The organism is Pelomicrobium sp. (assembly GCF_036803785.1).
In the GTDB taxonomy this organism is placed as follows: domain Bacteria; phylum Pseudomonadota; class Gammaproteobacteria; order Burkholderiales; family UBA6910; genus Pelomicrobium.
Genome location: NZ_DAIRTR010000077.1, coordinates 1 through 14,811, shown reverse-complemented (window position 1 = coordinate 14,811; position 14,811 = coordinate 1). Strand labels below are relative to the sequence as shown.

16 protein-coding genes are annotated in these 14,811 nt (G+C 63.9%); 3 read left to right on the top strand and 13 right to left on the bottom strand.

Annotated features, from left to right (window positions below):
• Nucleotides 1–376 precede the first annotated feature (376 nt).
• Complete coding sequence (htpG, locus tag V7Q81_RS10130; RefSeq protein ID WP_333842772.1) at nt 377–2,317, top strand: molecular chaperone HtpG; 1,941 nt, start codon at nt 377–379, stop codon at nt 2,315–2,317.
• An 85-nt stretch (nt 2,318–2,402) separates the two neighbouring features.
• Here htpG and V7Q81_RS10125 read toward each other — a convergent pair whose 3' ends face one another.
• The 13 genes from V7Q81_RS10125 to ppa all read right to left on the bottom strand — a co-directional run bounded on the left by V7Q81_RS10125 (nt 2,403) and on the right by ppa (nt 13,707).
• On the bottom strand, nt 2,403–3,248 hold the full coding sequence (locus tag V7Q81_RS10125; protein ID WP_333842770.1) for a DUF2189 domain-containing protein: 846 nt from the start codon (nt 3,246–3,248) through the stop codon (nt 2,403–2,405).
• 23 nt (nt 3,249–3,271) lie between these two features.
• Nucleotides 3,272–3,853, bottom strand: coding sequence for a histidine phosphatase family protein (locus tag V7Q81_RS10120; RefSeq protein ID WP_333842769.1), 582 nt, complete (start codon nt 3,851–3,853; stop codon nt 3,272–3,274).
• 26 nt (nt 3,854–3,879) lie between these two features.
• Nucleotides 3,880–4,359, bottom strand: a complete 480-nt coding sequence (locus V7Q81_RS10115; RefSeq protein WP_333842767.1) for a Vgb family protein — start codon at nt 4,357–4,359, stop codon at nt 3,880–3,882.
• A 15-nt stretch (nt 4,360–4,374) separates the two neighbouring features.
• Nucleotides 4,375–5,325: a M48 family metalloprotease gene (locus V7Q81_RS10110; protein ID WP_333842765.1), complete on the bottom strand. Its 951-nt coding sequence runs from the start codon at nt 5,323–5,325 to the stop codon at nt 4,375–4,377.
• A 106-nt stretch (nt 5,326–5,431) separates the two neighbouring features.
• Nucleotides 5,432–6,235: an enoyl-CoA hydratase gene (locus tag V7Q81_RS10105; RefSeq protein WP_333842763.1), complete on the bottom strand. Its 804-nt coding sequence runs from the start codon at nt 6,233–6,235 to the stop codon at nt 5,432–5,434.
• A gap of 122 nt (nt 6,236–6,357) precedes the next feature.
• Nucleotides 6,358–6,714, bottom strand: coding sequence for a DUF1850 domain-containing protein (locus V7Q81_RS10100; RefSeq protein ID WP_333842760.1), 357 nt, complete (start codon nt 6,712–6,714; stop codon nt 6,358–6,360).
• 6 nt (nt 6,715–6,720) lie between these two features.
• The gene (locus V7Q81_RS10095; RefSeq protein ID WP_333842758.1) at nt 6,721–7,026 is read right to left on the bottom strand and encodes a hypothetical protein; all 306 of its coding nucleotides are present in this window, start codon (nt 7,024–7,026) and stop codon (nt 6,721–6,723) included.
• Between the two features lie 262 nt (nt 7,027–7,288).
• On the bottom strand, nt 7,289–8,200 hold the full coding sequence (locus V7Q81_RS10090; protein ID WP_333842755.1) for a CoB--CoM heterodisulfide reductase iron-sulfur subunit B family protein: 912 nt from the start codon (nt 8,198–8,200) through the stop codon (nt 7,289–7,291).
• Between the two features lie 10 nt (nt 8,201–8,210).
• Nucleotides 8,211–8,834: a 4Fe-4S dicluster domain-containing protein gene (locus tag V7Q81_RS10085; RefSeq protein ID WP_333842752.1), complete on the bottom strand. Its 624-nt coding sequence runs from the start codon at nt 8,832–8,834 to the stop codon at nt 8,211–8,213.
• 86 nt (nt 8,835–8,920) lie between these two features.
• Nucleotides 8,921–11,140 carry an FAD-dependent oxidoreductase gene (locus V7Q81_RS10080; RefSeq protein WP_333842749.1) on the bottom strand — a complete coding sequence of 740 codons (2,220 nt, stop codon included), beginning with the start codon at nt 11,138–11,140 and terminating at the stop codon, nt 8,921–8,923.
• A gap of 21 nt (nt 11,141–11,161) precedes the next feature.
• Nucleotides 11,162–12,445, bottom strand: a complete 1,284-nt coding sequence (locus tag V7Q81_RS10075; protein ID WP_333842747.1) for a CoB--CoM heterodisulfide reductase iron-sulfur subunit A family protein — start codon at nt 12,443–12,445, stop codon at nt 11,162–11,164.
• A 154-nt stretch (nt 12,446–12,599) separates the two neighbouring features.
• Nucleotides 12,600–13,115 carry a metallophosphoesterase family protein gene (locus V7Q81_RS10070; protein WP_333842744.1) on the bottom strand — a complete coding sequence of 172 codons (516 nt, stop codon included), beginning with the start codon at nt 13,113–13,115 and terminating at the stop codon, nt 12,600–12,602.
• Between the two features lie 43 nt (nt 13,116–13,158).
• Nucleotides 13,159–13,707, bottom strand: coding sequence for an inorganic diphosphatase (gene ppa, locus V7Q81_RS10065; RefSeq protein WP_333842741.1), 549 nt, complete (start codon nt 13,705–13,707; stop codon nt 13,159–13,161).
• Between the two features lie 70 nt (nt 13,708–13,777).
• On the opposite strand from ppa, the gene V7Q81_RS10060 reads away from it, so the two are divergent.
• Nucleotides 13,778–14,599 (top strand): alpha/beta hydrolase, encoded by an 822-nt coding sequence (locus V7Q81_RS10060; protein ID WP_333842739.1) that lies wholly within the window; start codon nt 13,778–13,780, stop codon nt 14,597–14,599.
• A gap of 21 nt (nt 14,600–14,620) precedes the next feature.
• Nucleotides 14,621–14,811: patatin-like phospholipase family protein (locus V7Q81_RS10055; RefSeq protein WP_333842737.1), on the top strand; the 191-nt coding region annotated here is incomplete at its 3' end.

The window sequence follows — 14,811 nt, the reverse complement described above, 5'->3', positions numbered from 1 at the left end:
TCGTTGGGGGATGGGGGGAGGGAGCAGGCGGCCTTTTCCAAGTAGCGCCGCAAGGGCGAATCCGGTACCTGGTTCTTCGGTCGGCGTTCCTTCGCACGGCGAGCTTGTCGCGCCGTACCCAGAGGAATGCGCGAGGGGCTAGGCGTTGCTGGACGCTTTCCAGACACAGAAAGCGGGGCCTTCTCACAGAGTGGTACGGCGAGCGAGCTTGGCTGCCGGCTCTCGCTTCGCAGTGGGCCGGAACCCACCGGTTCCGCAGTCATCAGGGACTCTCGAGGCTGCCGTCAGCGGAATGCGGCGAGGGAGGCGGATAGGGCTTGAAGTTCCTGCAGCCTGTTCCCATAACAGAAAGTTGCGTTGTAGAAAGGAGAGGTGAATGCCCATGCCTGCAGTCAAGGAAACCCTGGGCTTCCAAGCGGAAGTCAAGCAGCTTCTGAATCTGCTCGCCCATTCCCTGTACTCCCAGAAGGAAATCTTCCTGCGGGAGCTGATCTCCAACGCTTCCGACGCTTGCGACAAGCTGCGCTTCGAAGCCATGGGCGATCCGGCGCTGTACGAAGACGATCCGGATCTCTATATCCGGGTGACCTACGACAAGGCCGCCCGCACCATCACGGTGGCCGACAACGGCATTGGCATGTCGCGTGAGGAGGTGATCGAGAACATTGGCACCATCGCCAAATCCGGGACACGAGAATTTCTCGAGCGATTGACGGGGGACCAAGCGCGGGATGCTCACCTGATCGGCCAGTTCGGCGTGGGCTTCTACTCGTCTTTCATCGTGGCGGATCGAGTGACGCTCATCACCCGGCGCGCGGGACTTACCCAGGAGCACGGTGTCCGATGGGAGTCCACCGGGGAGGGCGAGTATACCATCGAGACGGTGGCGCGCCCCCAGCGGGGTACAGAAGTGATCCTGCACCTGCGCGAGGGAGAGGACGAGCTTCTTTCCGGAGAGCGGCTGCGGGCCATCATTCGTAAGTACTCGGATCACATCACACTGCCCATCCGCATGCCTAAAGAAGAATGGGACAAGGATCGGCGAGAGTACCTGCCCAAGGGGGAGGATGAGACGGTCAACCGGGCCTCCGCCCTGTGGGCACGACCCAAGGGGGAAATCTCCCGGGAGCAATACGAAGAGTTCTACAAGCATGTCGCCCACGACGTGGAGCCGCCTCTCGCCTGGGTGCACGCCCGCATGGAAGGCAAGACCGAATACACCTTGCTTCTGTACATTCCTTCCCGAGCACCGTTCGACCTGTGGGACCGGGAACACCGCCGGGGCGTGAAGCTCTACGTGCGCCGCGTGTTCATCATGGACGATGCCGCGCAGCTCCTGCCCTACTACCTGCGCTTTGTCCGGGGCGTGGTGGACGCGAGCGATCTGCCCCTCAACGTCTCGCGGGAGATGCTGCAGCAATCCAAAGACATCGAAACGATACGCGCAGGCTGCGTGAAGCGGGTGCTCGGATTGCTGGAGGAGCTGGCACAAAACGAACCAGAAAAATATGCTGCCTTCTGGCGCGAGTTCGGCCGCGTGCTCAAGGAAGGAGTAGGCGAGGATCCGGCCAATCGGGACCGGATCGCGCGGCTGCTGCGCTTTGCTTCCACCTACGCTGATACTGACGCGCAGACGGTATCCCTCGCAGATTATGTCGAACGCATGAAAAGCGGCCAAGAGAAGATCTATTACATCACCGCCGAGAGCTTTCCCGCAGCGAAGAACAGCCCCCACCTGGAGGTGTTCCGCAAGAAAGGCGTGGAAGTGCTGCTGCTGCACGACCGGGTAGACGAGTGGGTAGTGGCCAACCTGCCGGCCTTCGAGGGCAAACCCCTGCAGTCGGTGGCCAAAGGCGAGCTCGACTTGGGCAAGTTGCAGAACGAGGCGGAGCGCAAAGAGCGCGAGCGGGATGAGCGGGAGTTCAGGGAGCTCGTGTCCCGTCTCCAGGAGGCCTTGGGCGACCGGGTGAAGGAAGTGCGGGTGAGCCACCGCTTGACCGAGTCCCCTGCCTGTCTGGTGGTTGAGGCTAATGCTATCGGGATGAATTTGGAACGGCTGCTCAAGCTCGCCGGTCAGAAGGTGCCACCTGCCCGCCCCATCTTGGAGATCAATCCGAGGCATCCCCTGGTACAGCGCTTGAAGAAGGAGCCTTCAGGGGATCGCTTCGCGGACTGGGCCCACCTTCTGTTGGAGCAGGCGCTACTTGCCGAAGGCGGCCAGCTCGACGATCCTGGGGCCTTCGTGCGACGGCTCAATCAGTTGATGCTTGCTCTGGCCGGCGAGGAAAGCCGCATCTGGGTCCCGGGAAAGGGTTGACGCCCGGACGACCGTGCGGAAAAAGGGAGGGAGCACAGACAATGAAACGAGAAGCAAGCACGTCGCGGGATGTTGAAGAGGACTTTTACCGGGCGCTATTGTCCCCCTTTGGACTTTCAGGGAACTGACCGACCGCCACCAGGTCTCGGTACGCGTGCCACTGGGTGTGGCTGACGATGGGGGCGGCGAACACCAGCCCCACGTAGAATGGCAGCATGCCAGCGCCGAGGAGGGCGGCGATGATGGCCGCGAGCAGTATCATGGCCTTTGGGTTGCGCCGGCAGGCGCAGAGGCTGACGCGGATGGCGGTCATGGCGTCTATCCGCCAGGCGAGCAGCAGGGGCAGGGCGACGGCACTCGCAGCGAAGGCGAGGGCGCCGAATAGGGCCGCCGCACTCCAGTATACCACCACGAACTCGTAGCCTTCCTGGGAAAAAATCACTTCCCGCACCAGCGGGCCCGGCGCAGAATCGGTGGCGGGAAAGAAGAGGGTCGCGATTCCCGCCGACACGCGCAACCAGACCTCCGCTCCCAGGGCGCTCAGCATGGCGAACGTCCAGACACCGGCAGGATTGCTGCGCCAGGCGCTGAGGCTCGCGGCGAAGGGCACGGGGAGATCGCTTTCCAGCCGTCTGCTCGCCTCCTGTAGTCCGACGAGGAGCAGGGGTGCCACCAGGGCGAAAGTAACGGCCAAACCCCGCGCCACTGCGGGTTGCTCGTGGAAATAGATGTGGAGAAGGATTCCCATCATGGCGAGCAGCGCGCCGTGGGACAGGCTGACCGAGGGCGAACGCTTCAGGTCGCGCCAGCCCGCCCGCACCCAGGCAAAAGGCGCTTCCGGCGGGACGCAGCGAACAGTGAAGAACGCCTCTGGCCGGCGACCCGGCGTCGGGGTCTGGGGCGGCCAGGTCGCTTTCGCCGGCTCGGGCATGGGGCTACTGCCTGCACGCTTCCTCAGCGGAGCACGGTCAGGGTTCCCAGGACCCTCAGCCCGCCGGTTCCATCCGGTTCCACGACCACCATCTCCCCAGAAGCCGGCGAAACGCCGGTCAGGTCGCGGATGTTGTAATTGTGGGTCACTAGGATCCGGTTACCACCCCTGGGCGGATTTGCCAAAAGATATTCCAACACCGCCCGGTTCTTGTCTTCTCGCCGCTGGGCGCGGTCGTTGTAGTTGGAGTCGAGAGCTGGCCAGGGATCAGCTTTGCCGAAGGCGAGCTGGGCGGTCTCCAGGCAGCGGCACCACCGGCTCGAGCGCACCTCTCCTACCGGGATTTGCCGACGTTGGAACTCTTCGCCGATGCGCCGGGCCTGAGCCCTCCCCTCTGGGGAGAGATTGCGCTGGGTGCGGCAATCCTCCAGTTGGAAGTTTTCCGGGTCGCCGGTGCCTGGAGCCAGGGAATGACGAACGAGTAGCGTGGAGTGGCCCTCTTGAAGCTTTCGCCACAACGTTTCTTGGTCGGCGCCCGATGCGGCGGCTGCGAGGCCGACGGCGAGGAACAGCGCGAACGCACTGCGCTTCGACGATCTTGTCATGGCGGCCTCCGTTGCCCGGCGAGGCGCTAGTTCACTCTCCCAAGGCGACCGTTGTGGCTGCCCATGTACCACAGCCAGCCCTGGGCATCCACCACCATCTTGCGGATACCAACGCCGCGGGATGGAACCTTCACCACTTTGAGGTCGTTCGTGCAGGGGTCGAGCCGGCCGATGGTGCCGTTGCCGGTGTACCACACCGTGCCGTTCCGATCCACCAGCAGGCCGTGGGGATGGGCGCGCAGGGGAAGCTCCCACTCGGTAAGCCGCTCGCTCCGGGGATCGAAGCGGGCGATCTTGTTTCCGTGCATGACGGCGATGAACACCGCGCCATCATGGGCGATGGCCGGATCCCAAGCGAACTCGAGGGTGGGCACCACCCATTCGGAGACTTGTCCCGTGAAGGCGGGGGCGATGCCCGGAGACACACCATAATTGGAACCCCCGGCGTGGGCGAGGGCGGCGGTCACCAGCAGGGCGGCTATGGCGGTGAGCACAGCGGCTTTCATGGCCTTCTCAGCGGGTTAATGCCAGTGCCCATGGATGCGCCAGCGAGACGAGCGCGTCACTGGGGGCAGCTGCCGAAGCAGAGGCAGATCCCAAGAAACGCCCCAGGAGGCAGACGGGACCTGGGCCAGGGCGAGCAGCCGCCGGATTCGCTCCCGGGTAGGCGGATGGGTGCGTAATACGGCAGGCTCCGGCGCATGGCGGCCCGGGAAGAAGATCTGCTCGAACCAGGAGCGGTGGCGGCGCTCCAGCTTTTCCAGCGCGGAGGCGAGGCCCAGGGGATCGCCGGTCAGCTCCGCGGCCAGGCGGTCTGCATCGTATTCCCGCACCCGCGACAGACCCAATTGCAGCAGCGTAGCCAGATGGGGGGCCGTGGCGAGCACCAGCAGCGCCACCCAGGGTGTCTCGTAGCCGGCGACGAAGGCGACTGGCAGCGCTACGGCGAGAAGCATCAAGCCGGCGAGGGAAAGAAACGCAGTCATGCGGCTCACCACGTCTGCGAGTTGCATGACCCAGATGTCGTTGTTGACCACGTGGGCGATTTCATGGGCGAGGACGCCTGCCAGCTCCCGAGGCGTCATGGACCGCAACAGCCCGTCGGTCAAGGCGATGGCCGCACTGGAGCGATTGCCCACCGTGAAGGCGTTAAGGGCCGCCGAGGGCACGTAATAGAGCCGTGGGACGGTGGGGAGCTCCGCTCGGCGGGCGAGGGTCTGGGCCAGGGCGTACAGATCCGGCGCGAGAAAGGGCGCGATCTCCCGGGCACCGTAGGCTCGCAGGACCAGCTGCGGCGAGAGCTTGGGCCCCAGCGCCAGAGCGAGGGGCACCAGGGCTGCAAACCAGACGAGCCCTTCCACGCCCGCAATTAGCCAGCCCACCAATCCGGCGATCGCTGCCATCGCGGCGAGTAGAGCCGCCGACTGCAGGGCGTTGTAGAGGCGATGTCGGAGGGCTTGACCGCGGTCCATGGCGCTTCAAAAACTAAGAGCGGAGAGGAGCCTTGCTGGTTTCCGGCCCGGAGGGCCGCGCCGGACCCGGGATGGCTTAAACAGCGCTTGTATGTCCGGCGCCGGATCAACGGCCCCGCCAACGCGGGGTACGTTTCTCGATGAAGGCGTCGATGCCCTCTAAGGCGTCCTCGGCCATCATGTTGCAGGTCATGGCCTCGGAGGCGAGGCGGTAGGCCTCCTCCAGTCCCGTTTCGAGTTGCCGATAGAACAGGCGCTTGCCGGTGGCGACGGCCACCGGGGACTTGGAGACGATGGCTTGGCACAGCCGGCCCACTTCCTCGTCCAGCTGGTCCATCGGCACGACCCGGTTCACGAGCCCCCGCGCCAGTGCGGTGGGGGCGTCGATGAATTCACCGGTCAGCAACATCTCCATGGCCTGTTTGCGGGAGACGTTGCGGGATAGGGCTACCCCGGGGGTGGAGCAGAATAACCCAAAGTTGATGCCAGAGGTGGCGAAGCGGGCCTCTTCGGAAGCCACTGCCAGGTCGCACTGGGCCACCAACTGACAGCCCGCGGCTGTAGCCAGCCCGTGGACCCGGGCGATGACCGGCTGGGGAATGCGGGTAAGGGTGAGCATCATGCGGCTGCATTGGTCAAAGAGCGCCCGAATGAAAACCGGATCGGGATTGGCGCGCATCTCCTTGAGATCGTGGCCCGAGCAGAAGGCTTTGCCCGCGCCGGCAATGACCACCACCCGGACGGTGGCATCGGCAGCGATGGCCTCGAGCGCCTCCTGCATTGCGGCCAACAAAGCCCGGTTGAGGGCATTGTAGGCCTGGGGGCGGTTAAGGGTCAGGGTAGTGACGCCGCCTGCGTCATGGCGCAGCAGGATGGGCTCTTCGCTCTGGAGGACGGGAACAGTACTCACGGGAAAATCCTCCCTCGGGTTTGGGACGGAACTCCATTATAGAAAGGCGGGTCGGGGAAGGACTAGCGGGGCCTTGGCGAATCGCCAGGCTGTACCCGCGGGCGGAGCTTCCCAGGTCGATCTCAGCAGGGGGTGAGGGCCACCGGACCCCGGTGGCGCCCCAGGTAGCGGGCCAAGGGCTGACAGAGCCCTGCCAGGCAGAGCTGGTAGTCGGGCGTGAAATCGGAATTGGCGAGAGTCAGCCGCTCCAGGGGCGGTACCGTTCCGGCGTAACGCCACCATCCGTCAGCGTAGCGAGCGTGGGGCGGCGGCTCCATTCCTGCCCCGGAGCCCTGGACTCGGGCTTCCACCAGCACCAGGCGATCGTCTACCACTCGGTAATCCTCTTCCCAGCGAATCTTTTCCACCGAGTGGTCCCAGGCGAGGGTCAGAGCCGGCCCCAGCAACCACCAAGTGCTGCCGGCGATCAGGCAGATCATCGCTCGTCAGAATCCCTCACGGTAAATGCGGGCCACCTCCCGGAGCATGGAACGGATGGGCACATCGGCGGCCAGGGCATCTATGTCGTCGAAGAACGGCGGCGAATCGGCAGCGGGGGGCCGATAAGCACCTCCCTCAAGGCCGGCCAGCAGTTGCCGCAGCCCCGCCAGGATGCGTTCCATGGGCAAGCGATAGCGTTCCCAGTTCTCCTCTGGGTCGGCATCGTCGATGCAGGCGAGAAAGTCCTCTGTTTCTTCGATGGTCTCGACCACCAGGGCGACATAGGCTTCCAGGGTATGCGGGGGCTCCATGGCTGATGCTATACCACCTTCACCGCGATCTCTTCCAGCTTTTTTGCTCGAATCACCTGACCGGAGAGGCAGGCCCGCGACACGGAAGCCGCGCAGCGGCCCGGCGCGGGAGCGGGCCGTAGAGGCCTCGACCTACTTCTTCACCACCTTCACCGCGATCTCTTCCAGCTTTTTTGCTCGAATCACCTGACCGGAGAGGCAGGCCCGCGACACGGAAGCCGCGCAGCGGCCCGGCGCGGGAGCGGGCCGTAGAGGCCTCGACCTACTTCTTCACCACCTTCACCGCGATCTCTTCCAGCTTTTTTGCTCGAATCACCTGACCGTCGAGGCCGGCCTCCTTGATCCCGCCCCCGTAAGCCACCGTCATGAGCTGGCTGTAATAGGTGACCGGCATGTTGAACTTGGTGCCGTAGCGTTTGTTGATCTCCGACTGGTAGATTTCCACATTCGCCTGGCACAGGGGGCAAGGAGTGACGATCATGTCGGCTCCGTGGTCGTAGGCCGATTCCACGATGTCCTTGATCTGCTTCTGACTCTTTTCTGGCTCGGAGAAGGCGAGGGCACCGCCACAGCAGGTCACTTTCTGATCGTAGTCGGTCAGGGCTTCGCCCCCCAAGGTCTCTACCAGCCGATCCAGGTACATGGGATTTTCGAAGGATTCTCCGGCGATGCCGAAAGGACGGTTGGTCTGGCAGCCCACGTAGCCCGCGAACTTGATGCCCTCGAGGGGTTTCACCACAGGTTTGCCCAGCGCTTCGTAGCCGAAGTCCTCGATCAAGACTTCCACCATGTGGCGGATTTCGGCCTCGCCCTTGTAGCTGAGACCCGCCTCCTTCAGCGCCTCCTGGGTGTCGGCGAGAAGGGTGCTGGAGGCGGCGAGCTTCTCTTTTGTCTCCCGCGCCCCCAGCCAGCAGGCGGCGCAGGTGGCCACGATGTCTTGACCCGGCAGGTGCTGCTCCGACAGGGCGAGGTTGCGGGCGTTCAGGACGTGGCGCGCCAACTCGCCCGAGCCAGCATAGCCGATGGAGGCGCCGCAGCAATTCCAGTCCGGGATCTCGGTCAGCTTCACGTCCAGCACCTTGCACATGGCGTTGACCGACACCATGTAGTTGGACGCGGAGGCCCGCAACTGAGAGGAACAACCCGGATAAAAAGCATATTCCTTTTTCGCCATGGCGATCTCCTCAGCTCGTAAAGCCCTTCCTGCGGTTCTCGATCTCGTAAGCCTTCTTAAGCATCGCGTGAATGCCCTTCTTGTCCTTGCACTCGTGGCCCTTGATCAGCTCCAACGGGTTAAGCCGCTTGGCGCGTAGCAGGCCAAAACCGATATGGCGTAGCGCCCAAGCTTTCTTGATGCCGGCGACGAGGCCGTCGCTGAAGTACAGCCCCAAGGTGAGTTTTAGCTCGTTTACCCGACCGGTCTTGGTGCAGTTCTCCCAGAACTGCACCGAAAACTTGCGCGTGGGCTGGTTTTTGGGAGCAAGGCCCAGTCGGTGGGCGTAGGTGGCGAGCCCATGCATAATCTGAGTGATGGGAAGCTGGCGCGGGCAGCGCACCACGCAGTTATAACAGGAGGTGCACATCCACATGGAGTCGGAGGTCAGGACTTCCTCGCGCCTGCCTGCCCGGATGAGCATGAAGATCTCTTGGGGCGGATGGGCCCAATGGGGCCCGAACGGACAGGAGCCGGAGCAGACCCCACACTGCATGCACATCTTGACCCAATGGCCCTCCTCGACCCGCTCTTCCACTTCTCTTAGGAAGTTGTTGCGGTAGCGTTCGATGGCCTCGATGTTCAGATCGCCCATGCCATGCTCCTTGGCGGATGGTCGAAAGCAGGAGGCCGCTCAGGATACCCCTTGCTATTCACCATATGTATTTCCCATCGGCCGGCTCAGCCGAAGCCCTTCATCGGGTTCAGGCCGATCTCGTTGATCTTGGCCGCGTATTCGTTGATGAGTCGCGGCACGCGAGTGATGTCGGTGATGGCCACCTCGTAAGTGGCAACCCGCTCGGTTTCCAGGGCGAGCTGCTTCAGCGTGTCGTCGATCTTGCTCATGCGGTAGTTGGCGAGCTCCGAACCCTTGACGAAATGGCACTGATAGTCCTCACCCCGCTTGCAGCCCATGAGCATCACACCGTCGTAGCCGGCGTTCAGGGCGTCGGTGACCCAGATGGTATTGACCGAGCCGAGGCAGCGCACCGGGATCACACGCACGAAGGCGCTGTAGTGGTGGCGACCCATACCCGCCATGTCGAGCGCCGGGTAGGCGTCGTTCTCGCAGGCGAGCACCAAGATGCGTGGTTTCTCCGAGAACTCGTCGGGGATGTCCACTGCCTTGATCTGGGCCCCGACCGTGTCCACCGAGTAGTTTTCGAAGGAAATCACCCGTACCGGACAGGCGCCCATACAGGTACCGCAACGCCGGCAACGGCTCTCGTTGAACACCGGGTAGCGCTTTTCGTCCTCGTCGATGGCGCCGAAGGGACATTCCACGGTACAGCGCTTGCATTGGGTACAGCCATCGAGACGCACCATGGGGTACGAGAGGTCACCGGAACGGGGATGGGCGGCGCGCCCCAGGGACGCGTTCTCCATGGCCTGGATCGCCTTGAGGGCCGCTCCGGTGGCATCCTCCATCGCCTGGGCGATGTCCATGGGCCGACGCACCGGTCCTGCAGCGTAGATGCCGGTGCGGCGCGTCTCGTAAGGAAAACAGATAAAGTGGGAATCGGTGAAGCCGTACTTGAGTTGGGGCAGATCCGGTCCCTGGCGGTAGTTGAGGTTGAGAACCGAAGCGGCCTTGCGCTGGGCCTCCGGGACCTCTCCCTGCCTTTCAATGTCGACCCCGGATACCGGGACCTGGCCCGTGGCCAGTACCACCAGGTCCGCATCCACCAGGGCGCGCTCGTCATTGAGGATCAGGTCGTGAAACTTGACCTTACAGCGCCCGCCGTTCACTTCCACTGCGTTCACCTTTCCCTTGATGAAGGTGACGCCCTTGGCCTGGGCGCTGCGGTAGAAGTCCTCCCCGTTACCCGGTACCCGTAGATCGGTGTAGATCACCACCGTGTCCACCTCCGGGTTGGCGTCCTTGAAGTACATCGCCTGCTTGATGCTGGTGGCGCAGCAGTGTCCGGAGCAGTAGGGCAAGTGCTGACCGGTCTCGTCCCGCTGCCCGGCGCATTGGACGAAAGCCACCGTCTTGACCTCGGATCCATCGGACGGCCGGCGGATGGGCCGGCCGTCCTTGGCTGCCTGCAGTGCTAGCTGTTCCAGCCCGGCCTGATCCACCACGTCGGGGCTCTTGCCGCCGCCCAGGTGGGGCAGCTTGGCGAGATCGTAGGCGGTAAAGCCCGTCGCCTGAACAATGGCGCCGAACTCCTCTTTGACACTGCCGCCGCTTTCGGAGGCGATCTCCACCGTGAACCTGCCTGGCGCGCCGCTGGTGGAGGCGATGACCGAGTTGAGCCGCACCTCGATGTTGGGGGCTTGTTGGATCGCGTCGATGAGCCGTCCGACGCCCGTATCCACGGGGTCGCGGTAAGGCTCGCGATCGGGCACCCGCTTCCACAGCCGCGCCGCCCATCCCCCCAGGGCGCCGCTTTTTTCTACCAGGGTGACCGAATAGCCAGCTCGAGAGGCCTCCAGGGCAGCGGTCATGCCAGAGACGCCGCCGCCCACTACCAGCAGCCGTTTCGATTGCCCGACGTGGGGATTGCCCGCGGGCTGTTTCATTTTCTTCACTTCGGCGCAAGCCATGCGCACATAATCGTCGGCCATCTCCTGGGCGAGCTCGCGGTGCTCTTCCCCTTCCGGCTGGCTCCAGATCACGCCTTCCCGAATGTTGGCTCGGGCCAAGGCGACCGTGGGAAAGTGGAACGCTTCGGTCTTTGCCCGCCGGGAACAGGCGGCGATCACGACGTGGGTAACGCCCGATGCGATGTCGTTGCGGATCAGCTCCACGCCCTCGGCGGAGCACAGGAAGTCGTGCTCGCGCACGAGCTGCATCTTGCCTTCTTTCTGGGCCACCTGGGCCATCTGGGCGGTGCTCAACCGCTCGCCGATGCCGCAGCCTCGGCAGAGATACGCGGCGGTCTTCATCTCCGACATGGGTTTTTGCCTCTGATCGATTCAAGTCTCTGCGCGAGCAGCCCGATTGACCACCTGGATCGCCCGCAGGGCGGCGGCAGTGGCGCTCTGCACTGCCCGGTTGACGTCCAGGGCGTTGCTGGCACAGCCCGCGCCAAAGACCGCACTAGCGTCTGCCGTCGTTTCGATGAAACCACTGGAGTCGGCCACGACCTCCGCCGGGATCGCACCGGCGGGCACGCTGGGTTCCATGCCGATGGCAAGCACCACCAGATCGTGGGTGTTGGCGTAGCGGTGGTAGCCCTCGGTGTCCACGCCGTGCAGTACTAGGTCGCCGTTCTTTTCTTCCGCGATGCGGGCTACTTTGGACTTCACGAACTTTACCGTCGGGTCCTTGCGCACCTTCTGGTAGAAATCTTCCAGTCGGTCGATGGCGCGGATGTCGATGTAGTAGATGGTGGAGCGACCCTCGTCTCCATAGGCTTCGCGCACGTACTGCGTCTGTTTGAGGGAAGCCATGCAGCAGATGCGGGAGCAGTGGCGCAGGTGGTTCTCGTCGCGCGAGCCAGCGCACTGGATGAAAGCGATGTTCTTCGCTTCCCGCCCGTCCGATGGGCGCAGGATCTTGCCCCCGGTGGGTCCGTGGGGATCGGCGAGGCGCTCGAATTCCACGCTGGTGATGACGTTGGGGAAACGGTCGTAGCCGTAGGGCTGGATCTTGGCCGCGTCGTAGGGCTTCCAGCCGGTCGCCCAGACCACGGCGCCCGCCTTGAGCTCGATTACCTGCTCTTTCTGGTCGAGATCGATGGCGTTGTACTTACAGGCGGCTTTCGCTCTTTGCGCATCGGGGGTGCCAATGATGCAGGGATCCAGCACGTAACGTAAGGGATAAGCCATGGCGAAGGGCAGGTAGGCTGCCTTGATGGTGTTCAAGTTGTAGTTGTAGGGGTTGGGGATTTCCGCCTGCACGACTTGCGCACAGGCGCCGCAGGCGGTGCAGTTCTCGTTCACGTAGCGTGGCGAGAGCTTCACGGTGACCGTATAGTCGCCGCGGCGGCCTGTAATCCCGGTCACTTCGGCCAGGGTCAGTACCCGGATTTTGGGGTTTGCCTTCAAGCGGCGCAGGTTGATCTCCAGACCACAGGTGGGATGGCACAACTTGGGGAAATAGCGGTAGAGCAGCGCCGTGCGGCCGCCCAGGGTGGGACTCTTCTCTATCAGCACGACTTCCTTGCCGCACTCTGCGGCTTCCAGCGCCGCGGTCATGCCGCTGATGCCCCCGCCGACGACCACGATGGCTTGCTCGGTGGCGATGGTGCCTGTCATCCTCCTCCTCCGCCGTTCTTGGGCGCAATCGCGATCGATTCTACTCCAGCCGGAAGGCCATCCGCACGGACGTCGGAGGCAAATTAGATTCAAAATTCTTATGCGCAGATAAGAGCCACTCGGTTTCCGGTATGGACGGCGCAAGCCGAACCGGTCACCCGTGGCGTAGCGGCCGGATGGTGAACTCGAGGTGGTGCAGATCGCCGAGAGCGTAGGTCGCGGGGGCGCCGATACCGGCGACCGTGCCCGGGTTCACGAGCAGGGTATGGCCGCCTTTGACATTCCGGACGCGGCGGATTTCTGCCTGGTGGCTGTGGCCGCAGCACACGAGATCCCATTCCCCGGTGGTGGCCATCGCCAGGCCGTAATCTGGGTAGTGCACCACGAACACCCGGCGCCCTGCCAGATCCAGCCGGGCATCCGAGCCGTGGTAATGCAAGCGCCCCTCAGAGGACGCCGCGAGACGTGCCAGGGCGAGCGGGTCGCCCAGGTTGTTGCCGTGGATCACGTGCACCACAAGCCCGATCGGCAGTAGGGCCCGCAGGGTATGGGGGCCGATCACGTCGCCACAGTGGATTACCGCTGCGGCGCCTTCTTCCTTGGCAGCGGCGACCGCGGCGGCGAGCAGCTCTGAGCGGTCGTGGCTGTCGGAGACGATGCAGATCTTCATTGTCTAGGCGCAAGACCCGGGCCCAGAATCCGGGCGCAGCCCGTTAGAAAGCGGGTTTTTTCTTCGCCGCGTTGTAGCGCTTGACCCCATCCAGGATCTCGGCTTTCGCTTCCTCCGGGCCGACCCACCCCCGGACCTTGACCCACTTGCCGGGCTCCAGGTCCTTGTAATGCTCGAAGAAGTGGCTGATCTGGGACAAGGTGAAGTCGGGCAGGTCCCGGGGCGTCTCAATGTCCCGGTACATGCCCGAGAGCCGGTCGATGGGTACGGCGAGGAGCTTCGCATCCTCGCCCGCCTCGTCCTCCATCTTGAGCATGCCGATGGGCCGGCAGCGCACCACCGCGCCGGGGATGACGGCAATCGGGCTCACCACCAGCACGTCTACCGGATCGCCGTCTTCCGCCAGAGTATGGGGGATGTAGCCATAGTTGCACGGGTAGTGCATGGCGGTAGCGAGGAAGCGGTCCACGAACATGGCGCCGGTTTCCTTATCCACTTCGTACTTGATCGGGGCCCCGTGCATCGGGATCTCGATGATGACGTTGAAATCGTTGGGCAGATCACGGCCGGACGGCACCCGGTCGAGATTCATGGCGGACCTCCTCGAGGGCTCGAGCGAACTTACTTATTATAGCGGGAGCGCTTGCGTTGCCCGGTCAAGAATGCTGCTGCAGCTCCTGCTCCTGTTGGCGGCGGGATACGGCGCCCTAGTGGCCGTTGCCTACTTCGCCCAGGAGAAGCTCATATATTTCCCCGAAGTGGGGCGAGAGCTCCGGGCCACACCACGGGACCGGGGACTTCCCCATGAGGAGCTCACCCTGCGTACCGACGATGGCCTAGGCCTGCACGCCTGGTACGTGCCGGTACCCGAAGCCCGGGGCGTGGTGCTGTTCTTCCACGGCAACGCCGGTAATCTGTCCCACCGGCTGGACTCTCTGGTCATGTTCGCCCGCCTGGGTTACGCCACCCTGATCGTCGACTACCGAGGGTATGGCCGCAGCGAGGGCGAGCCTTCGGAGGAAGGCACCTACCGAGATGCCCTGGCGGCCTGGCACTACCTCACAGCGGAGCGGGGCATCGCCCCCGGGGACGTGGTGCTGTTTGGCGAGTCCCTGGGGGCTGCCGTGGCGGCGTGGCTCGCCGCTCGCACTCGACCCCGGGCGTTGGTGATCCTGTCGGGTTTCGTCTCGGTGCCCGAGCTGGGCCAGGACGTCTATCCGTGGCTTCCGGTCAAATGGCTTGCCCGTATCCGTTATCCGACTCAAGATTATTTAAAGGCCGCCACTTGCCCGGTGCTGGTGGCCCACAGCCGGGACGATGAAATCGTGCCGTTTCGTCACGGCGAGCGGTTGTACGCCGCCGCCTCAGCGCCCAAGCGCTTTCTGGAGCTGAAAGGCGGTCACAACGAGGCTTTCTTTTTCGTTCGACCCGAATGGGAGCACGCCCTCGGGGAGTTTCTGAACTGGGCCCAAGGGCAGCGCTGACGCGGCGCGCAGGAATACGCCATGAAAAACCTACGCCAGCCTAAGATCGGCCTTGCCCTGGGCAGCGGTTCGGCCCGCGGCTGGAGCCACATCGGTGTGATCCGGGCCCTCGAGCAAGCGGGCGTGAAGCCAGAGGTGGTGTGCGGAACTTCCATCGGCGCCCTGGTGGCCGCGGCCTACGTGGAAGGAGAGCTCGACCATCTGGCGGATTG